Origin of the sequence: Methanobrevibacter sp. (assembly GCF_017432245.1) — an archaeon.
Lineage (GTDB): Archaea > Methanobacteriota > Methanobacteria > Methanobacteriales > Methanobacteriaceae > Methanobrevibacter.
Window position 1 is genome coordinate 1 of the sequence record NZ_JAFRJO010000021.1, and the last position, 21,006, is coordinate 21,006.

A 21,006-nucleotide genomic window follows, 5' to 3' on the forward strand; every position below is an offset into this window, starting at 1 on the left:
ATATTGTCTGCACTGTCCTCTAGAACTGAAGTGTCATAATCGCTTGAATTGTTGCTGTCATAGGCAAAAAATGTTATTATTGAAAACAACAATAATAGAATGAAAAGAGCTATGCATACCTTTTTGAAAGGAAATTTCTCTCCAGTTTCCACAGTTTTCTTATCATTTCCAGAACTCTTTTTGGTAGAGCTTTCAAAAGGATTTGTAGAGCTTCTGTTATCAAAGTCATCAAATGGACCGTCAAACTCCTCTGGTTTGGAATAATGATCTGCCTTGTACCTTAGAATGTATTCCTGACCGCAATTTGGACAGAACTTTGCCTCATCTGAAAGTTCCCTGCCACAGTTTCCACAATATTTTGCCATTTTTTACCCCCTTAAACAAACAATTCAATAAAATACTATAAATATAAAAAAAGATTTTCAAAAACATTAAAAAAAATATAAAATAATATCAAAAAAGTAAAAAAAAGAGAATAATAAAAACTACTTATTCTCCTTTAACTTCATCATCTACTTCAATACCCATTTTAGCTGCCATTCTAGCAAGAACAATGGTTACAACAATAGCTAATATAGTTACAATAATAGCATAAATGAATAATCCGCCAAGAGCGTCTCCAGTACCAACTAAAGTTTCAATTAACTTTTGGATTGCGTCGTTCCATGCTAAACCTGCAACTAAACCGAATGCGGTGGTTACTAAAGTAATAATAGTTTTCATTACTGTTTTTGCTACCATAATATATCTCCATAATATTTTTAAAAAAACAACTAAAATTAGCAATTTTAACTTCAATAAGGAAATTCACTCATAAAATTTCAGTTAAATTGAATTGACTAATTTTTAGTTATTTAATATTATGCAATTTATCATATATAAAGTTATTACTAAAATACAGTTATAATAATACTATAATCTAGTTTTCAGTTAATATTTGGCATAGTTTTAAAAAAACAAACCAAATTATTATAATAATATAAAAAATATCAAGACTGAATAGGGGAATTATAAAAAGAACTGAAAAAATTACTGAATGAAATCAATATTGACTTTAAAATAAAACTTATCTTTTCTTAATCAATAAGATTTAAATAAGATAAGACTAAAAATAATTTTAAGGGTTTACACCTTTATGTAAACTCCTATATGGAAAAATCGGTTTGTAAAGAATCCATTAATTGGATTCTTTCACATAAATTTACTTTTTTTGTTATTCTTATAATTTTATTAAGCACTCATCTTTTCATTTTTAAAATTGATTCAATATTGCAATTTAGTAAACTTTTTTAAAATGACTGTTTTTTACAAAATAAAAGCAATATTGCAATTAAAATGTAAATAAAGTCCTAAAAATTGGTTAAACTTATAAATAGTTAATTTAAACTATTATCAAGGTTTCGATATCTTAAATAAATCACCGATTTATTCCATTATGGAGGTGAAATTATGGTCGTGACTTTGAGACAAGTTTTACTTGTTCTCCTTTTCTTAATTCAGATGATCTTAATTTTCATTGAATAAAACTATAGTTTCATGATTGTTGAACTATATAAAAAGTTTTCAGGTTTGATTTTACCTTAGATATCCTTTCATCCTTATTAAAAACATTATTAGAAAAAAGATGGAAAATTTTAAATTTATTGAAATAGTGAAAAAATAGAAAAAAAGAAAAAAATAAAACATTAGTCACTAAGACTAATGCTTTCACTATCAGAAGAATGTCCAGACAAGTATTTCACTTTTGCTCTGGTAAACATCTTCTTGAACCAATCATACAATACCACTAAAAGCACTGCATTGGTTACACCGTGGGTTAAGTCATAGCTTACACCATTAAGGTATAATGCAATGATTGGAGTTATCTCCAAAGCGGTTCCTGAATAGAAAATAGCTGAAATGTCTGTAATCCAACCATACAGGAATCCCCATAGGAGACCAAAGACTATTCTGAATCCCACATTGTCAAATCTGGAAGCGAGAATTCCTGCACTGGCTCCCATAAGTCCCCATGCAAGCATCTGGAACAGGACCCAGTATCCCATTCCCATAAAGAGACCGGATACAAATGCAGTTAATGCACCAACAAGGAAACCTTCCTCCTTGCCGAATACAACACCAACCATTATAATTATGAATGACGCCATGTTTACAGCAGGAATTGACATTAGAATGATACGTCCCACTGTTGCAATAGCTGTCAGCACAGCAATCAACACTATAGATTCAACTGGCGGCTTCTTGTTTTCATACATCTTGAACACTGCATAGATAATTCCTGCAAGCAAAATGATAAGGAAAATTATCAGGGTAATTGAAAATATAGGAGTGTCCACCACTCCAGTTGAACTTGCAGTCATATTAGTTAACATTTCATCCATTGCACTCATAATCACACACTCTTAAATTATTTAAATCATATTTAATCCATTAAAATCATTAATCATAATTATAAAATAAAATTACTCCAAATCCCATTTATCTTTCAAGTCATCTAAAGTGACTATTTCAGGAACATAATCCTTTACCATCCTATTTACAAAGGTTGTATAGAAATTGTTTTCAGCGAATATCACCTTAGGATCATCATCTATCTGAATGTCCTTGTCAAACAGCATCAGGCAACGCTTGCAATTGTTTGCAACAAAATCAAGGTCATGGCTTGTCATGATTATTGTAAGCCCATTGTCCCTTAATGAATTCAATATCTCTGCCAATGCCTTGCTGGACAATGGATCCAATCCTTTAGTTGGCTCATCCAATACAAGAACATCTGCATTCTGAAGCAATGCCTTGACAATTGCTATCTTCTGCTGTTCCCCTCCACTGCAGTCATATGGATGCTTGTCAATAAGGTCAGTGATGTCAAAGAATTCAATCAGTTCCTTGAAATTGAAATCAATGCTATCGAATTTCAATCCGTTCAAGGTTTCAGATGCTATGAAATCCTCATTGTTTAATTTCAATAGCTTCTCATAGTTTTCCTTGCTTAAGCTTTGATTATTCTTTATGAGAAGGTCAGATTCAAGAATTGATTCCAGAAACTCCTCCTTCACATTGTCTTTAGAGAAGTGTATCATAGGGTTTTGGTGAACATAAGCTAATTTGATTCCCTTTCTGTACTTGACCTTACCCTTGATCGGTTTTAATATTCCAACCAATAGCTGGAGGAATGTTGATTTTCCTACACCGTTTCCACCGATTAAGCTAAGGAAATCTCCCTTGATCAAATCGAAATCCACATTCTTCAATATCAGGTTTTCCCTTTCATATGCAAAGTAGATTCCTTTCATCTCTATCAAAGCATCCTTATTATTCTTAAATGGAAGCTTGTCTAAAATACCTGATTTTTCTTGAGAATGGTATTTTTTGTTAGTGATATGTAGATTGTCATGATTCAAATTATTGGAATCAACATCACCATTGCTTATTTTAATTAAATCATCATGTATTGTATTAAGACAACGTCTTCCTTCACGAATGCTTAAAGGAGTATTCAATTTAATTAAACTTGGATACTTGACGGAAAGTGAGTTGTATATTTTGGTAACTGCAGGAAGGTAATTTTCAAATATCTCATCATCAATGACTTCACTGCAGATGTTATGTGCATTGTCGACAAACTCAATTTTTCCCTCCTTGAGGAACACTGCCTTGTCAATGAATGGGAAGATGCTGTCTGCCTTATGCTCGCTCATGATAACTGTTATTGAAAATTCCTCATTAAGTCTTCTCACAATTGAGAGGAATTCATATGAAGCGATTGGATCAAGCTGTGACATTGGCTCATCCAAAAGAAGCACCTGTGGCCTTAATACAAGGAGTGAACAAAGGTTCACCAATTGCTTTTGTCCACCTGATAGCTCATTCACATTCTTGTGAAGTATGTCATTTATTCCAAAGAAAGCAACTATTTCACTGATTCTGTTTCTGATTTCCTCTGTAGGAAGCCCTATATTCTCAAGAGGAAATGCAATCTCCTGAATTACAGTGTCTGTAACTATCTGGCTGTCAGGATTCTGGAAGAGGTATCCTATATCACAAGCAGATGAAATGTCATCCATATCTGTGATTCTTGTTCCATTGAACTTGATTTCACCTGATCTTCTACCAGCAGGCATCAATTCCTTCTTCAGATTAGTGAGCAAGGTGGTTTTACCGCATCCTGACGGTCCGCATAACAGTACAAAGTCACCATAATCGATTTCAAGGTTAATGTTATCCAATGACTTTACCTGTGATTCAGTTCCATCTGAATTCATGTATGCAAAGCTGAAGTTATTGAATTCAATCAATGCCATAAAATCCTCTCCTTGATTTCTAGATAAATTAAAGGTAATAAGAATACTATAAATGCCAAATAATAGATATTGAATGGCAAATTGCTGAATCTAAAGTCAATTGAAGGGTAAATGTTAATCATGCCCACTCCATGAAGAAGCCCTACAATGATTATTCCCACTGTAACGATTATCAATGCAATAAAAGCAAAGTCTGCATTTGAAAACTTGTATGATAAATAGCTTGTTCTCTCAGTTGCATTGTATCCTCTTGCCTTCATGGATTTAGCTGTAAACATGGATTCCTCTAAAGACCATGAAACTGTTATTCCCATGATCTTTCCAAGTGTCTTTGCCTCCTTGATGATGGCTGCAATCCTCTTGTTTGACTTGAGCTTGTCCACAAGCTTGGAATTATAGTCAGTGTTTATGTTTGAGTTGAATGCATCCACATCAATTCTCTCCTCATCCTCACCTTCAAGCTCCACTCCATTGCTTTTCAAGCTGTTCAGCTTTTGAACTTCAATTGCTCTTGAATTGATAAGTGGAATGAATCTCAATGCCATAACTATAATCATGGAAATGATCGGCAGTTTCTTTGAAAAGATATAAAGCATTTCCTGATAGGAAACTGACCTGTTGTAGGATGAAAACACCAAAATAACTATAAGAAGTGCCAAGGACATCAGTATTCCATATGCAATGGCTTCATAAGTTATGAAAAAGCCAGACCATAAGTAAATCTTATGAGCTCCTGTCCTATTGAGCAAAGGGTTTAGAATCATTATCAGCACACTTAATGGGATAAAAAGCTTCATGATGTTTTTCAGTTCATGGCTAACTCCCTGAAGGGCAATTAGAACCAATAGAAGAACTAGAAAAGTAACTACAAAATAGGGGTCGCTGAAAATGAATGCAAAGAGAACCATTATAAAGTAATAAAGCAAATAAACCCCTGGATGAATTGATGTAAGTTCCATAAGCAGTTCTCCATATATTTAAAGTTAAAATAGATATTTCAATTGGCTTGATTTCTTATATTATATAAACAATTTATATTTTAATTTGTAATCTATATAAAGTTTTCTTTAAAATTAATAAAATAAATTTGATTTAGAGGCTTTAAAATGCTTAAAAAAAAGAAAAAAGGGAAAAGGAGAAAAAATTTATGAAACTATTTGAAACATAGAACAAATAGCTATGCTTTAGGAAAAATAATAGCAATTTTCCCTTATTTTATAATCTAGCAAATTTAAATAAGGAATCCATTACCTTAATTTTAGGATACACTTCCCAAAGCATAGTCCTCAACATAATCCATTATTTTATAAAATATATTTTATAAAAAATAAATTATAATTGATAATAATACTATGTAATAACATGCTTATAAAATTTTTCATATTTTTGCAATAATTTATAAAAAATAGGAAAAAAGTTAGAAAAAATAGGTTAAAAATAGTTAAAAAAATAAAAAAAAGAATAAGGCAAAAATGCCTTAAAAATTAGTTAAATTATTTTATGTCCCTTTTGGAACGTTTTATAAGTTCTGCCGCACATGCAAGTATAAGCAATATCAATATTATAAGCACAGGAGCATTCATTCCACCTAATGACAATGAACGAGCAGCTGCAGGATCCTCATCAACATTCAAGTTGTATGCAGTAGCTGATTCAGTTACTGGAGCAGATGATGAAGTTCCTACTGTATTTCCATCCATCACTGTTGAATTTGACTTGATTCCTGTTCCATCCACAGTTGAATAGCCACCGGAATTGTTTCCATTTCCATTTCCATTGCTGCCTGAATTGGAAGAGCCACTTCCTGAATTGCTTCCTCCAGAACCGGAACCTCTTCCACCACTTGAACCGCCATTTGAATCCCTTACAACATTGTTGTCAAATGTATTGTTCTTACCTCCAATATCATCAAACAACTGATTTTCAGGAGAAATAACGTCTGCGTGACTTGTAGGTTCATAGTCAAGAAGATCCAATAGATTATAGTCAGTGCCGTCCTTTCTCACTATCATAGGAGAGTTTGGACTGTTGTATATTATATCCTTTTCAGTGAATGTCACTTTACTGTCCGGATACTTCAATTTCCATATTCTATTGATTTCCTTTACAATGCGAGGAATCAGTGGCTTCAATGAAGGAACGCTATTGTTTGTAACCCTGTTATTGTTGGAATTGTACAATGCAACAGCCCTTACAACCAAAGCCTTATCTCCGTAATCTATGTGATTGTCATAGATTCTGCTGTTGTCAGCATCGTATCCTTCAACCAAGTAATTGATTCTGGAATTGCAAGTCACATTGTTCTTGTAGAACTTGGTATCATCAGCACCTTCAAGGATAGCACCATAGGACACATTATTGGACTCACAATGGATCTTGTTTCTTGCCATTGTAGTGTTTATGGAATTGTAACCTGCAATAAGACCTGCTGCATAGTATGTTCCATTCACATCAATCACATTGTCTGTAAAGCTGTTGTTTGCAGAGACTTGGTCTCTCTTACCGGTTTCCGCTCCCAATACACCTAGTCCATAAAGATATGGGTCCTTAGCTGTAACGTTGACATTGTTGTGATGAACCTTGTTGTTATTGCTTTCATAATACAGGTCGATTCCTACAATGGAGTTAGTTGATTCCTGAACTGCAGTGTAGTACTTGTCAACACCAGAAGTTGCACTTACATTATTGTATCCAATATCGTTTGAAGATGAATAGAATAAAATAATGCCGTAAGTCTTGTAGACCTCTGGAATAACCATACCTTCCGCTTCATAGTCATCAACGCTGATGGAACTGTCCACCTTAATGGTTGAATCATAAAGATGAGGCTTGTTTGTACCGTTTACGAAAATATTGTTGTTTTTCAATGTATTGCTTTTGGAATCATAAAGCATTATTCCAAATGTCAATAAATTTGCCTTTGCCTTAACGTTATTGTTTAAGATATTACAATTGGATGACTCAGATACGTAGATTCCATATCCATTGTCATAGCTTTCCAATTGAATATTGTTGTTTGTCACATTAACGTTCTTGACATTGTCCAACAATATTGCAAACCTATGGTTATCAGCTGCATTTCCTGGATTTGAATTGATTATTGTAAATCCATCAACGACTACATTGTCAGATTCAATCTTGATAACGGAATCCAATAATTTCGCTCCATCTGATTTCAAATAAACCGGACGGTCCAAGATGATTCTCTTATCATTGAAGTTGCCTTTGAAGATCAGTTCATAATCCTCATAATCTGACTTGAGATAACCATTGTCATCAAAGCATGTATAGAAATTATCCTCAGTTACAATGAATTGGTTTCTTAAAACGTTTATTTTAGTTGAAACCTTGCATGGATTGTAAATGTCATTTCCTGCATAACTTATATTCATTGCATAATTGCCAATATTTGCATTAATCTGCAAGCTTGCTTTACCTTCTCCATCAGTGGTTCTTACATAATTTTTATTCAATAGAGTGAATGTAATGTTTGCTCCACTGATTGGATTTCCATCCTTATCCTTTAGGAAAACAACAAGCTCATTACCTTTGATTATAGAAACATCAGTGACAGTGATTGTTGTATTGACTTTAGAGTCACTATAGGTTCCATTATCAATGTCTCCGCCTGTGCCATTGGTATCATTGCCGGTTCCATTGTCTGTATCGTTTCTTTCAATCTCTGAAGGGTCAGTCATATTCACAACTTGACCGTTTATGGTATTGTTGTAGATTGCATTATGACTTGGAGTTATCGGATTCCTATTGGTGTATTTCAATACAGCAATGGCATCAGAGTCTCCAGAGAAAGTGATTCTATTGTCACAGACTAATGTATAGCTGACATTTCCTCTTAGCACAATGGCGCTTTTATCAGTATCAAAGTCGTTGTTCCTTATTGTTATGTTTTCTGCAAGCCTTGATGTGAATATCATAACTCCTGTTGAATTGACTCCAATCAGAGTGTTGTTCTCGATTTTCACATTGGATTTAATAGTGTTGATGCCGTTTGCAGATTCAGTATAAATTGTATTGTTTGCAATTACTGCATTTTCACCTGTATTCAATATGGAATTTGAGCCTACAGACCTTAATGTATTGTTTGCAATAACATTGTTTTTGCCTGTATTTTGAATGGCTACAACATTTCCATCCTCATTCCAATCTAAAACATCGGTATGTTCAGTGTATATGTTGTTATTTGATACAGTAATCCCTGAACCTGTATTTAGAATAGCTGCAGGACCTCCGATGCTTGATATTGTATTGTTGTATATCAAGGTGTTTGGAGCTTCAACAATGATTCCATAGAAAGCGTTTTCTATGGTGTTGTTTGCTATAACTGCACCATTTCCGCTTGCACTTTGCATCAGATAGATTGCATAGCAATATGAATTGTATGTACCGTTTCGACTTTTAAGGTAATTGTTTGCTATAATGTTTCCGCTACAGACTTCACCATCAATCGGCTTGAAATCTCCATTTCCATATGCGGATTGATAAATCATGTTTGTATATTCAGATTCAATGTAATTGTCTCTGATTTCATTGTAGGACGAAGCTGTCATCGGAATTGTTGAGCTTAGGCCAGATATGATTGTATTGTTGATGATCTTGTTATAGCTTGCATTTGACATCATTATTGCAAAGCACTTGTGAACACTCACATTGATTATCGAGTTCCTTATCGTGTTGTTTGCAGAGTCAATTATGCTTATTCCAGATAAATAATAATTTGAACCAGTTATCTTTTCCTTTGTATTTATAATCCTAAGATTTTCCAATACAGAGCCGGAACTTCCCTTTACAAGACGTATAAGACAATTTGATAAGCTTGCACCATTATCAGAAATGATATTGAGTCTCTTATCGATTGTGAATATCTTGTCTGAGATACTTTTGATTTTGATTGTATCTCCATCTTTCAAGGTTCCGGATTTGATTTTTCCATTGGAATCGAAGTATTGAGAATAGCTTGATCTGTCTATTATTATAGGTTCAGCAGATAATGTATCTGGCTCTTCATAAGAGCTTCCAAGCCTATTGGATTCCTTTGGAGTATAAGTTTCATCATCCGAATCATTTAAATCATCGATTGCCAGATTGGAATCCTTGAAACTCTCTGTTAAATCATTATTTGAATTGGATATTGCTATTGTATCATCAATTGCACTATCTGACGAGTTAGTTAAAACAGTGATTGAGTCTCCTGAATCACTTGCACTAACTGCACTCAAAGATAAGAATATTATTACTATTAAAGCAAGAATAGAGGGCAATTTCATTTTATTCGTCATTTCACCTCCATTCAAATTCTTATGAGTTATTTTTTATTGTACTTATTATATAAAACTATCCAAATTGATTGAAAAAAAGTAAAATATAGTTAATTTAATTTGATAAATAATTAAAATAGAGTTTAAAAAAAGAGATGGAAAAATAATAAAAAAAGAAAAGAAGATAAGAAAATTCACCTAATGATTAGACATAAAGTCCAACACTGCATCAGACAATACATCCAAATTAGATAAATACTCCTCATACCATCTGTTTCTAAGCTTTGAAATAATGTAAGCCACTGCACCGGATCCAATACCAACAACAGTTGTATCGAATGCTACAATCAATGATTGGGATAAGGTGTTTACATCCCCTGAACCAAGTGCTGCAAGACCTGTTCCAAGTGGAATCAAGGTACCCATAAGACCTAAAGTAGGGCCGATACGAGTGATGATATCAGTCACTTCAAGAGACTTGTCTGTCAAGTTTTCCTCATTTTCAATCAATTTACGAGCAAATGCCTCTCTTGAAGCATCAGTCAAGTTTTCTGTGCTTGCTATCTTTACCAAAAGATTCTTTTGAGCTTGTGGAAGTGGAGAGCCATTGATTTTAGCCTTCATAGAATCAATTGAATCTGAAGCTGAAATGTCAAGGATCAGATTGGAGACCTCATCTACAGAAACCCTTGTTCTTGAGGTGTATTCGTAAATGAGTCCACCTAATGAAACCACTACTACCACTACAAAAATCAGTAGTATAATTACTACCGGTATCAAAAGACTTTGTGAAATCAAGTTAAGTCCAGTGGTTAAGAAGTCACCACCGGGAATTGCCATTGCCATTAAATCACCTATAAATAATATCAATAAATATAATTTTTTTTAAATAAATAAAACTATTTTAACTTATTTTAACTCATTTTAACCTATTTTTTCTATTTAAAACTATTTTAACTCATTTTAACCTATTGTTTCTCTTTTTGAAAAATGCTCCAATGCCTAAGCAAATAGCGAATATTGCTATAAGGACTATTCCTGCATTAACTGGCATTAAAGTCAATTGTGTAGATGGATACTCCAGCACCTGGCTTATTGTAGGGACAAAGAATCCAAATACAACGAATATGAAAGCAAAGATCACCATCATGCTTCCATAAATGATAGGATAATGAGTTATTCTATAATCTTCAATGAAATCTGAAAACCTATAAGCTATGACGCTTATAATTATCAATAAAACCACTATGATGATAGCCAAATGAACTGTTGAGATGGTCACTGAGAAATTGGCTGTGTCAAATACAAAGCTTGGAGACAATGCTGCAGATGACATTAGAAGCAATCCATAGGATACTGGTATGAAATCAAAGTACAATAATCCCTTTAAAAGATTGTCATATTGATTCTCCTTCTGCCAATAATAGAAAGTGAATATACCTAAAACCAAGGCAATGATTGCCATGAATATATAGAAGAAGAAATTATTCACTGTCAATCCTATTAGACTTTCATAAAATGGGCTTAATGCAATTATTATTAAGGCAATGACTATGGAAAAAATCAATGTAATGATCAAATGTTTCCTTAAGTCATTCTTAAAGAAATTGGACAATAATCCAGTTCCTATACCTAATAATAAGATTGCTGCTAGAATAATAGCTCCAAATAGACTAACCAATAGATTCATTCTATCACAATTTTATTAATTTTTTAAAGTTCAATTAGTTTTTAAAAATCATAGATTTTTAATGTTTTTTAAAGTTCAATTAGTTTTAATGAATTATTGATTCAAAAACAAATATAATGATAGGGGATTATCCCTCTACCATAATCAGATTACCCGTTTTCGAATCCTTATAAACTTTACCCTGTTCTACATAACCTTCTCCAGAGCTATTTGAAGTGTCTGGAGTTTCATTCAATTTTTCACCTTGTGTCACATTAGTGATTTCCTTGATTGACTCCATGGCAGCTTGCCTATCCTCTGGAGACATGTCACTGAAAATGACACTTTGCAAGTTCCAGCCTATAACGGCAAAAATCAGGAATCCAAGTGCAAGAACAAGCATTGCATCAACAAGGTTTGTTGTTCCAGCCATAGGATCCTCTTCCTGTCGTTTTCGGCGTCTAGATTTCTTTCTAACCATAAAAAACCTTCTTTAAAGTAATAAAAGAATTATATGTAAGCATAAATTTTTTTATAATCTTAAAAATCATAAAAATTTTACTATACTATAATATATAAAAAAAGATTAATAAGTTTATCTAACTGATTTGAAAAAATATAAAATGAAATTTAATGAAAAATAGTGTTTAGAGAATGGAATAATTGCCTAATCCTCTAAAATGTAGTCTAAAATAAGCTTAGATGAATTTGGCTTAAATTCGCCGAATTGCAATTTGTGGAACTCTTCCATCTTTTCCAATCTGAAGTCTTCCTCTTTGATTGAATCTATCAATTCATCCATATTAGAGACCATCTTTCCTGGAACCATTTCCTTATAGTCAAAGTAGAAACCGCGTTCCTTAGAAAGATAAACCTCCAAATCATAGGCAAAGAGTATTACTGGCTTTTTCAAGATAGTGTAATCAACCATGATTGAAGAGTAATCAGCAATTAAAATGTCTGCCAATAGCAAAAGCTTTTGCTCATCCTTGAATCCTGTGAAGTTGATTATATCATACCTATTGGTCAAATCTTCCAAATCGATGTTGTGCTCCTCATCGCAGAACCTTTTGTAATTGGGATGAAGACGAATGGCTAAAGCGTATTCATCACCTAATTCATTTAGGAACTTCTCTATATCGAAGTAATTGAAAACCGCATTGTTTTTAGGATCTTCCCTAAATGTTGGAGCATAAAGAACCAGTTTCTTGCCCTTAAGTTCTGGATAATCCCTTTCAAAGGATTCCCTTAATTCAGATAAATAGGCATCAGACAAGTGTTCCTCATCATAGAAGTCATTACGTGGAACTCCAAATGGCTTGACCTTTGACTTGTACACATAGAAGTTGCGGGCATAGATATCCGCTACATTTTCACTGCTTACAGAGACCAAATCAATCTTAGGAGCAAACATCTCCATGATTCTCTCATCCTCATCATTTAATAGATCATAGCCGAATTTCTTAAATAATCCTGTCCCATGCCATAATTGCACCCATTTCATCCCTTCCACATTCATGAATGCAAGAGGGAAGAAATTGTCAACCAAAAATACGTATTTTGAACTTGCAAAGTCTCGGATATTTGCAAATGACAATGAATCCTTAGGAATGAACTTGTATTCATAATTCTTTCCAGAATTGTTCCTATTGTCCAGTTCCTTTGCAATAAATTCTAAATTAGCTTCAAATGAGTGGTTCTTGTTTGTTAAAAGAGTTATTTTATTATTCTTTTGTGGAAATTTCCTAAGAATATTGAATATTTTTGCATATATCTTATGTTTTTCATACACTTTAAAAACCTCATTGAAGCCATTTATAAAAATAAATAAGAATTTATGAATTAATCATATTTAATAATAATTTATAAAAATAGTTTAATATACTTTTATATTTTTTTAATTTTAATAAAAAGAATTAAAACAAATTAAATACAAAATAGTATTAGAATAAAAAATGTGAAATGGAATTGATAACATGGATGTGAAAAACAATATTATTCTTGCAATGGATTTAATGGATTTAAAGGAAGCGGAAAGAGTTTGTGAATCAATCAACGAGTACATTGACACAATAAAGATCGGATATCCATTAACCCTTGCTGAAGGATTGTCAACTATTGGATTCTTTAAGGATAACTTCGATTATAAGGTTATTTGTGACTATAAGGTTGCAGACATTCCAGCAACCAATGAGAAAATAGCTAACCAAACCTTTGATGCTGGTGCAGATGCAATAATCTGCCATGGATTTGTAGGTTCAGACAGTGTGGATGCATGCAAGACATCTGCAGAAGACCATGGAGGGGAAGTATTCCTCTTAACTGAAATGTCTCATCCAGGAGCAATCAAGTTCCTCCAGCCAAATGCAGATGAGATAGCAAGAATGGGTGTTGAAATGGGAATCACTAACTATGTAGCACCATCCACAAGACCTGAAAGATTATCCGAAATAAGGGATATCGTTGGAAAAGATGCATTCATGATTTCCCCAGGTGTTGGAACACAAGGTGGAGACCCAAGGGAAACATTAAAATACTCCAATGCATTGATTATCGGAAGATCCATTTACAATGCAGAAGACCCTAAAAAGGCAACCAAAGACATTGTTGATTCAATCCAATAAATATAAATTAATTCTATTTCATTTTTTCAGTACTAAAAAGGTGTAAATTTGTTTAATATTATTTTAGCATTATCCTATTTCTTTTCTGGCTTTTTTATGAAGCTTTCAGATGATGAGTATGATGAAGAGTCAAATAAGGCAATAGCTATTGTTCTTGGAATAGTCTGTGGACTCTTTACAGCTTACGCATGTTCAATCGATTTGGATGCAGCCTGCATCTTCATAGCTATTCTAATTGGAAATATCCTTGCCTTGAAGGTTGATGGAATTCATCATGTCGCAACAATGGCTTCATTTGTAATAGCTTTTCTATTATTGGGATTGCCATCATTCACATATCTTTCCATTATCACAATTATAATCTGCATGATTGGAGCCATAATCGATGAATTAGGAAACGATAATGAGAAAATCTATGCCAAAAGCAAATTCCTTGAGTATTTCTTTGACTATAGATTTGCTTTAAAAGTAGTAATTCTATTGCTTGTTTTAATTGGCTTATTGAACATTTGGAGCTTTATCTATTTCCTATGCTTTGAAATAGCTTATGAAATAGCTAGAGTATTTTTTGAAAATTATATCTTATAAAAATAGAAAAACAAAAGGATTAATAACAATTAATTTATTAAAAAAAGAAAAAAGAGATTAAGTTTTCACCATAAACTTAATCTATTCTATTCAATGCATCAGCCACTATCAATGGGAAAATGATTGTCACATCACCAATGACAGTAACTAAATTTGAACCATGTTTTGCCTTGGACCATGATTTTGCTTCCTCTAAAGGAGCACCACTTAAACTGCCTGTTTCAGGCCTGTCCATAGTTATTTGAAGACCTGCATCTATTCCTCCCTTCAAAAGGTTTGAAGCAAGGGTGTAATGCTTTGGAAGACCTCCACCTAACATTACAGCACCGATCTTTTCAGATTCAAATACAAGGTCTGAGAGGTAATGCATGTCTCCAACTGCATCCACTACAAGAGTGTGGTCCTGTGTAAACATCCATAGCTGAAGACCGAACATGCTGTCAATGAGTCCTGGAGCAAAGATTGAAACATCATTTAGAGCAGCTTGCCTTAGGATTGAATTATCATCATCAATCAATAATCCAACTTCTTTTAAAAGCCTTTGAATGGAGATGATTCCCTTATCCTCATCATTGTCCAAATCCTCGCTGATTTTTTCAAAAATCTTGATTATTTCACTTTCAAATACCTCAAAGTCTTCCCCTTGAGTGTAAACATCAGCAATTCTACCTATTCCTGCATCATTAAGCTCTTCATCATTGGTTCCGAGATCCCTGTAATGTCTTCCTCCAAAAGCTTCAAGCAAGTCATGGGTAATGTTTGCTCCGCTTGTAATCAAGACCTTTATTCTCTTTTGTCTGATTAAATCAGCAACGATATTACGCATTCCACCTGGAACCAAAGGACCTCCCAAGCTCATGAAAATGTCCATATCCTCATCATTGATCATGTTCACAAGCAAATTGGAAGCTCTTGCAACTCTTCCAGCCCCTAAAACGCCAGATTTGTCAAACTGTTCAATCAATTCGCTAACAGTCATGTCCTTCTTTAATTTCAATTGATCAACTTTCATAAAATCCACACTTAAAACACTACAATCCTATAAAAAATATTAAAAAATAAAAAATAATAGAAGAAATAAAAAATAGAACAAAATTCTTCTAATTATACTAAATCTAAATTTCATCTTCCCAATCGTTTTCATTCAACAATGGGAAATTATTCAGATTGGTAATTGTTTCAATCAAGTCAGTACGGGTAACAACACCGATTGGAGTGTAATCATCATCAACTACAATCAATCTGCTTATTCCGAACTTATACATCTTGTAAACTGCAGTAGCTATCTTTGTATCCTTATCAATGAAGAACAAGCGCTTGGACATTATATCCCTAACATCCTCATTTTCCTTACCTTCAGCCAATGCCTTTACAATATCCACCAATGAAACCATACCAATTGCTACACCTTCAGTGATTACTGGCGCTCCATCAATATTGTTTTTTGAAAGGAGACAAGCAGCATCCTTAATTGAATCTCCAGGTTTTAAATAGATCAAATCCAATGTAGCTATCTCATAAACGGAGTTTTTAGGAATGCTTCTGATAGTGCTGATATCCAAGAGAAGGATATTGTCCATATCATCCCTACCTACGATTTCACCAATAACACCGAGATTATTGACTGGAGTAGGCCCTACACGGATAATGTCTCCTACATGTAAATCCTTAATGCTACCTAAAACCTTAATTACAGCTTCACATTCACCAGGGTGCGGTACGCTTGTAAACTCAATCTTCGCTACTGAAACATCCTCTAGCTTTTTATTCTCCTTATAAACAGGCACTTTAGCACTGTTATCTGTAAATGAAATATTTAAAGTGTGATATGCTTCAATAGTTGGCTTATAGCCACCACGAGGTCCTGGAACTCCCTTTACCAGACTTAAGCTTCTAAGGGATTGCATCTGATTTCTAATGGTACCTGGGTTTCTGTTCATCACTTCAGCAATGTCTTCACCCTTAATTGACTTGCCATCTGAGTTTTGATATAAATTAATTAAAGTCTGTAAAATTTCCTTTTGCACAGAAGTCAACATTTTAGACACCTAAATGTAAAAATATAAGCATTTTGCAATTAAAACACTTAACCAATTTAAATTAACAGTCCGATTTTGAAAATATCATTATAAATTAAGAATCATAATGATAAATTCAAATAAATTATAATGATTTATCATAATTTAACATTATTATTTACTGATTTATACATTATTATATAAAAAGATATTGTTTTTTTATTAAAAATCATTATAAATAAAATAAAATTATCATGTTTTTAATGCATAATTCTTAATTTATAATGAATAATTAAATTAACTAAGAATAAAAAAGCATAAAATCACTAAAAAGAGAAAAATAAGGTAAAATAAAAAAGAAAAAAAGATTTAGAAATCAATCCAAATAAATTAAATCACATATTGCTTTACATCACTTCTTATAATTGAAGAAGCACCCAATGCTCTTATTCCATCCAACATTTCAGGAAAATGCTCTTTAGGAATCAAGACATTGATCTGTGAAAAGCTTGACCCTTGATTGACAGTAGGTTCAGCACTGCAGAACTTGTTTTCAACCAAATAATTTGAAACCTTTTCAATTGATTCATTTGCAATATTGAATTTCACATCAAAGTATTTCCTTGCAGTTACAGCACCTAACAACTGCTCATAAATCATCTTTGCCTTTTTCATCTTTTCATCGTCACAGCTTATTCCAGCATATAGTCCTGCTGAAGAATGCAAGATTGTTTCAAGCTCCTTAAGACCTGCTTTTCTTAAGCTGCTTCCTGTTTGGGTGTTGTCTACAATCAAGTCTGCACCTTTAGCAATGTAAACTTCAGTAGCTCCGTCAGAATTGATGACCTGAACCTTCTTATTGTCTCCATCCCTTAATCCTCTAACTTGAACATATGGGCTCGCATCACCATAGATTTCCTGATATGCCTCATTTTCCATGATGTGCTTTCTGGTTAGGTTAGGATATTCAGTAAAGCATAAGATTGGAGTGTCCCTATCCTTGTTTTCTCTGAAGAATTGGGACAAGTCATCATAAGGAGATTCCTTAGGAACAGCTACAATCAAACGGGTTTTGCCGTAATTCAAGTCACCTATCTTAACTATATCGTTTTCACTTAAAACAGACTCTTCCAAAACCCAGTCCTCTCCGACAATAGCTATATCAACCATTCCTCTGTTCAATTCTACAGGAGTACTTTGAGGACGAGTCAAAAAGGCACTTATCTCTTCATCATTAAGAATATCAATCTCATAAGATTCATTTCCAGGATCATATCCCCTTACTTCATAACCTGCATCTACAAATAACTGATGAGTATTTCCTCTGTTTACATTGTTTAAACTGCCTTTAGGCAATCCAATTGTTATTTCTACCATAATATCAACTAAAATAATTAATAATAAACTTAAATCATAAGATTTCAATTATACTCTATTATTAGGAATATATAAACCTATTTAAAAATCATTCCTCTTCCTGATAGGAACCGTTATACTCTCCTGAACCTTCAACTGGAAAAACAACTGCCTGTGCTATCCTATCACCTGATTTGATCTTATATTCAAATTCACCATGATTGTAAATCATGAACATCAAGGTTCCATAGAATCCAGGGTCTCCTACTGCTGTCTGAACAGAAACAAAGGACCTAAGCAAGGTGGACCTTGGCAAGTATAGCATAGTGTATCCCTTCGGAATCTTCACTTTACGCTTTATTGAAGCCAAATAGGCAGTATGTGGTTTTAAGGTATAAACAGGACCCTCTAAAGCCTCAATTTCTGGAAGATTTTTCTCATTGTCAATCAATGAACCTCCAGATTTCTGAATGAATATTTCATCAAGTTCCAAGTCTATTCCAGATGGCTGAACCAAATCCTCGAAGTCTGGAAAGAGTTTTTTAAGTTCAATTTCACCAAGCATTTTATCACATCAAAACATAAAATAAAAATTAAAAAATTTTATCATATCAAAAATATAAAAAATTAAGATTAATATTTAAATATTAATCTGTAGCATTTAAAGTATTGTTACCTAATCTGAATGTCAATTGACCTGTACCGTCATCACTTACTTTCAACTGATCGGTATGCGGATTCAAGACATTTATCAATGCCTTACCAGACTCTGCATCCATGAAGTGTGGCAAATAGCTAGACAAATATGTTGGATAAAGGGTTACAGTACAATTATCCTCATGCAAAGCCAAATTCAAGAAATAGGATGTGTGAGTAGCTGGATTTGACTGGTCAAATATGAAATTACCTAAATTGTAGAAAATAGGTTTTCCATTGTACATCTCCACCCCTTGAGTAACATGAGTATGTGAACCGATAACAATATCTGCACCGTCATTGATGAGCTCATGGGATATCTTTATCTGGTTTTCATTAGGGCTTCTGCTGTACTCATTTCCATAGTGGAGATAAGCTATAATGATGCTTGAGCCATTTTCACGAGCTTCCTCAACCTGTCTTGCTGCAAGCTCTGAATCATATGCAGAGTATCCTGAACTGTTAGCTGTTGCAGGATCCATCACTCCACGATATTCCCTGAAGTTGTCTGCATCCATATAGTTCAATATGGTGATCTTTCTATCTCCAGATTCTATAGTTACAGGTTGTGTTGCCTCATTGATGTTGTTTCCTGCACCTATTGGATAAATTCCAGCATCCTTCAGGTTCTTTATGCTTTCGTTCAAGCCCGCTTCACCGTAATCCAATGCATGGTTGTTTGCCTGTGATGCCACAACATTATCGTTTGCATTAGCCAAGAGGTAAGTGTATTTAGGGTTTGCCTTTAATGGAACGTCCCCTTTCACTGCATAGGATGAAGTGGTAACAGGGTTTTCAAAGTTTACAAGCAAGACATTTGCATTCTTGGTTACATTCTCTACAAATCTGAATGGGCTTTCGCCAGAATCCAATACAGCAGGCATCTTACGGCCAAACATGACATCTCCAGTAACTGCAACTGAAACATCATCATGGCCTAAATCATATTGCCCATCATCCATTCCCAACAATATTGTTCCACAGATAGATAGGGCTAAAAGAATTAGAAAAATTACAATTAAAAATGAAAAAAGCCTTTTTTTATTCATCATATCACTGAAATAATAGTTTTATAATTAAATTTTTATTTGTAATTTTTATTAAATAAATATTTTTATAGTTAATTATTTCAATAAATTCAATACATAATTCTTCTCTAAATTAACCATAGCACATATCTCATCTAAAGTAAAACCATTTTTCAATAGATTATTTATAATTCTGGCTTCACCTTTTGCCTCACCTCTACTAAAAATGGTGTCAACAGTTCTATGATACAAATCCTTTTTCATTTCAATCAGCTCCATTAGCTTTTGTGCCTCATACTCATCTTCAACAAATTTCCTTACATACATCTCTAAAAACATTTTCAGATCATATAATTCATTTCCATCTATATTTTCTATACTATTAACTAAAGTTGCAATTTCCCATAATAATTCGACTACCGATTTCTCAGACTTCATGAAAATAACTGTTTCTAAATCAGCAATATCCTCATTATTAAGTTCATTATTCTTTATTCTTTGTTTTATCCTATTTAAAGTTTTATTTCCATTAATAGACTTTAACGATTTAATATAAATAGTAAACTCGTTAAATAAATTCCATTTTCGTCTAATTACTCTATCTTGTTCTTCTACAGTGCTGATAACGTAAATATGTACATTTTTTCCTTCTCGAAGATGAGTCAAAACTGCATATTTCATAAACCTGTCGACATCATCTTCAGTTACTACAGAACTTTGGAATTCAATTATTGCAATGAATCCCCTCTTATCTGCGAATGCAATATCCATATGATATGTAGTTCCCCCATCATCAACCAATTCTGAATTTATGAAGTGATCAAATTCAATAAAAATGCCACAATTAAAGCATAAGCTCTCAAAATGCTTAATGCTTTGCAATTTAAATGCCTTGTCATAGAATTTATCTGATATTTGAATCACCAAAAAATAACTTATAGTTGTATTTTTAACTGTAAACTATTTAAATCTTTTTATTCTCAATATAACTAAATTTACACTCTTTAATCAATTTTTTAAGTTCATATAAATTTTATTAATTGAATATAATCTCTTAAAGCAATTTAAATTTTATAACAAGTTTGTAAGAATATAAAAATTAGAATATATAAAATAACCAAGGAAAGAAAAATAATATCTATAATAAAAGGAATAGAATTAATTAACTAAAAAAGGATGTGAAATGATGCCTGTAGTAACAATTGTAGGAAACCCAAACATAAGTGTAGAAAATAGAAGAGAAATGGTAAAAAAAGTAAGTGAAACTGTAGCTGAAGCATACAATTTGCCAATTGAAGCAATCACTGTTTTAGTGGAAGCTTTACCTCCAGAAAGCATTGGAGTAGCTGGTGAATTATTAATTGATAGAAAATAATTACTTTCTATCAAAATCTCTTTTTTTTAAAAATAAAAATCAATAAATTAAATTTTCTAATAAATCCTTTTCAGA

At 33.0% G+C, this 21,006-nt stretch carries 19 protein-coding genes; 3 read left to right on the forward strand and 16 right to left on the reverse strand.

Features of this window, described 5'->3' with window-relative positions; all coding sequences use genetic code 11:
* The 10 genes from IJI80_RS01840 to IJI80_RS01885 form a co-directional block, all read right to left on the reverse strand.
* Positions 1–365: zinc ribbon domain-containing protein (locus tag IJI80_RS01840; protein ID WP_292787068.1), on the reverse strand; the 365-nt coding region annotated here is incomplete at its 3' end.
* Positions 366–489: 124 nt separating this feature from the next.
* Complete coding sequence (locus IJI80_RS01845) at positions 490–741, reverse strand: DUF5654 family protein (protein ID WP_292787071.1); 252 nt, start codon at positions 739–741, stop codon at positions 490–492.
* A 944-nt stretch (positions 742–1,685) separates the two neighbouring features.
* Positions 1,686–2,390 (reverse strand): ECF transporter S component, encoded by a 705-nt coding sequence (locus IJI80_RS01850; RefSeq protein WP_292787073.1) that lies wholly within the window; start codon positions 2,388–2,390, stop codon positions 1,686–1,688.
* A gap of 72 nt (positions 2,391–2,462) precedes the next feature.
* A complete protein-coding gene (locus IJI80_RS01855; protein WP_292787076.1) occupies positions 2,463–4,301 on the reverse strand; it encodes an ATP-binding cassette domain-containing protein in 1,839 nt (612 codons plus the stop codon).
* Complete coding sequence (locus tag IJI80_RS01860) at positions 4,292–5,260, reverse strand: energy-coupling factor transporter transmembrane component T (RefSeq protein ID WP_292787079.1); 969 nt, start codon at positions 5,258–5,260, stop codon at positions 4,292–4,294. Before IJI80_RS01860 ends, IJI80_RS01855 begins: the two co-directional genes overlap by 10 nt.
* Positions 5,261–5,794: 534 nt before the next feature.
* Complete coding sequence (locus IJI80_RS01865; RefSeq protein WP_292787082.1) at positions 5,795–9,586, reverse strand: right-handed parallel beta-helix repeat-containing protein; 3,792 nt, start codon at positions 9,584–9,586, stop codon at positions 5,795–5,797.
* Positions 9,587–9,775: 189 nt separating this feature from the next.
* A complete protein-coding gene (locus IJI80_RS01870; protein ID WP_292787118.1) occupies positions 9,776–10,417 on the reverse strand; it encodes a MotA/TolQ/ExbB proton channel family protein in 642 nt (213 codons plus the stop codon).
* Between the two features lie 118 nt (positions 10,418–10,535).
* Complete coding sequence (locus tag IJI80_RS01875) at positions 10,536–11,267, reverse strand: DUF2162 family putative transporter (RefSeq protein WP_292787086.1); 732 nt, start codon at positions 11,265–11,267, stop codon at positions 10,536–10,538.
* Between the two features lie 127 nt (positions 11,268–11,394).
* The gene (locus IJI80_RS01880) at positions 11,395–11,727 is read right to left on the reverse strand and encodes a DUF2149 domain-containing protein (RefSeq protein WP_292787089.1); all 333 of its coding nucleotides are present in this window, start codon (positions 11,725–11,727) and stop codon (positions 11,395–11,397) included.
* A gap of 186 nt (positions 11,728–11,913) precedes the next feature.
* Positions 11,914–13,038, reverse strand: coding sequence for a CDP-glycerol glycerophosphotransferase family protein (locus IJI80_RS01885; RefSeq protein ID WP_292787091.1), 1,125 nt, complete (start codon positions 13,036–13,038; stop codon positions 11,914–11,916).
* Between the two features lie 184 nt (positions 13,039–13,222).
* Here IJI80_RS01885 and pyrF point away from each other — a divergent pair, with 184 nt between their 5' ends.
* Entirely contained in the window at positions 13,223–13,870 is a 648-nt protein-coding gene (gene pyrF / locus IJI80_RS01890; protein ID WP_292787094.1) for an orotidine-5'-phosphate decarboxylase, read from the forward strand.
* Between the two features lie 48 nt (positions 13,871–13,918).
* The gene (locus IJI80_RS01895) at positions 13,919–14,458 is read left to right on the forward strand and encodes a hypothetical protein (protein ID WP_292787097.1); all 540 of its coding nucleotides are present in this window, start codon (positions 13,919–13,921) and stop codon (positions 14,456–14,458) included.
* A gap of 76 nt (positions 14,459–14,534) precedes the next feature.
* On the opposite strand, the gene IJI80_RS01900 is transcribed toward IJI80_RS01895, so the two are convergent.
* The 6 genes from IJI80_RS01900 to IJI80_RS01925 form a co-directional block, all read right to left on the reverse strand.
* Entirely contained in the window at positions 14,535–15,470 is a 936-nt protein-coding gene (locus IJI80_RS01900; protein ID WP_292787100.1) for a deoxyhypusine synthase, read from the reverse strand.
* A gap of 103 nt (positions 15,471–15,573) precedes the next feature.
* On the reverse strand, positions 15,574–16,497 hold the full coding sequence (locus IJI80_RS01905) for a CBS domain-containing protein (RefSeq protein WP_292787102.1): 924 nt from the start codon (positions 16,495–16,497) through the stop codon (positions 15,574–15,576).
* Positions 16,498–16,866: 369 nt separating this feature from the next.
* Positions 16,867–17,853 (reverse strand): ATP phosphoribosyltransferase, encoded by a 987-nt coding sequence (locus tag IJI80_RS01910; protein ID WP_292787104.1) that lies wholly within the window; start codon positions 17,851–17,853, stop codon positions 16,867–16,869.
* A gap of 88 nt (positions 17,854–17,941) precedes the next feature.
* Positions 17,942–18,397 (reverse strand): deoxyuridine 5'-triphosphate nucleotidohydrolase, encoded by a 456-nt coding sequence (locus tag IJI80_RS01915; RefSeq protein WP_292787107.1) that lies wholly within the window; start codon positions 18,395–18,397, stop codon positions 17,942–17,944.
* An 82-nt stretch (positions 18,398–18,479) separates the two neighbouring features.
* Entirely contained in the window at positions 18,480–19,577 is a 1,098-nt protein-coding gene (locus IJI80_RS01920; RefSeq protein ID WP_292787110.1) for a CapA family protein, read from the reverse strand.
* Between the two features lie 75 nt (positions 19,578–19,652).
* Positions 19,653–20,327, reverse strand: coding sequence for a hypothetical protein (locus tag IJI80_RS01925; protein WP_292787113.1), 675 nt, complete (start codon positions 20,325–20,327; stop codon positions 19,653–19,655).
* A gap of 415 nt (positions 20,328–20,742) precedes the next feature.
* Here IJI80_RS01925 and dmpI point away from each other — a divergent pair, with 415 nt between their 5' ends.
* The gene (gene dmpI / locus IJI80_RS01930) at positions 20,743–20,931 is read left to right on the forward strand and encodes a 4-oxalocrotonate tautomerase DmpI (RefSeq protein WP_292787116.1); all 189 of its coding nucleotides are present in this window, start codon (positions 20,743–20,745) and stop codon (positions 20,929–20,931) included.
* Positions 20,932–21,006: the final 75 nt, after the last annotated feature.

What these genes read in the sequence shown, in the direction of transcription:
- IJI80_RS01865 (WP_292787082.1), bottom strand. Translation starts at nt 9,586, where the DNA reads ATGAAATTGCCCTCTATTCTTGCTTTAATAGTAATAATATTCTTATCT.
- IJI80_RS01845 (WP_292787071.1), bottom strand. Translation starts at nt 741, where the DNA reads ATGGTAGCAAAAACAGTAATGAAAACTATTATTACTTTAGTAACCACC.
- IJI80_RS01900 (WP_292787100.1), bottom strand. Translation starts at nt 15,470, where the DNA reads ATGAAAGTTGATCAATTGAAATTAAAGAAGGACATGACTGTTAGCGAA.
- IJI80_RS01915 (WP_292787107.1), bottom strand. Translation starts at nt 18,397, where the DNA reads ATGCTTGGTGAAATTGAACTTAAAAAACTCTTTCCAGACTTCGAGGAT.
- IJI80_RS01905 (WP_292787102.1), bottom strand. Translation starts at nt 16,497, where the DNA reads ATGTTGACTTCTGTGCAAAAGGAAATTTTACAGACTTTAATTAATTTA.
- IJI80_RS01910 (WP_292787104.1), bottom strand. Translation starts at nt 17,853, where the DNA reads ATGGTAGAAATAACAATTGGATTGCCTAAAGGCAGTTTAAACAATGTA.
- IJI80_RS01855 (WP_292787076.1), bottom strand. Translation starts at nt 4,301, where the DNA reads ATGGCATTGATTGAATTCAATAACTTCAGCTTTGCATACATGAATTCA.
- IJI80_RS01880 (WP_292787089.1), bottom strand. Translation starts at nt 11,727, where the DNA reads ATGGTTAGAAAGAAATCTAGACGCCGAAAACGACAGGAAGAGGATCCT.
- IJI80_RS01870 (WP_292787118.1), bottom strand. Translation starts at nt 10,417, where the DNA reads ATGGCAATTCCCGGTGGTGACTTCTTAACCACTGGACTTAACTTGATT.
- IJI80_RS01920 (WP_292787110.1), bottom strand. Translation starts at nt 19,577, where the DNA reads ATGAATAAAAAAAGGCTTTTTTCATTTTTAATTGTAATTTTTCTAATT.
- IJI80_RS01860 (WP_292787079.1), bottom strand. Translation starts at nt 5,260, where the DNA reads ATGGAACTTACATCAATTCATCCAGGGGTTTATTTGCTTTATTACTTT.
- IJI80_RS01850 (WP_292787073.1), bottom strand. Translation starts at nt 2,390, where the DNA reads ATGAGTGCAATGGATGAAATGTTAACTAATATGACTGCAAGTTCAACT.
- IJI80_RS01925 (WP_292787113.1), bottom strand. Translation starts at nt 20,327, where the DNA reads ATGGATATTGCATTCGCAGATAAGAGGGGATTCATTGCAATAATTGAA.
- pyrF (WP_292787094.1), top strand. Translation starts at nt 13,223, where the DNA reads ATGGATGTGAAAAACAATATTATTCTTGCAATGGATTTAATGGATTTA.
- IJI80_RS01875 (WP_292787086.1), bottom strand. Translation starts at nt 11,267, where the DNA reads ATGAATCTATTGGTTAGTCTATTTGGAGCTATTATTCTAGCAGCAATC.
- dmpI (WP_292787116.1), top strand. Translation starts at nt 20,743, where the DNA reads ATGCCTGTAGTAACAATTGTAGGAAACCCAAACATAAGTGTAGAAAAT.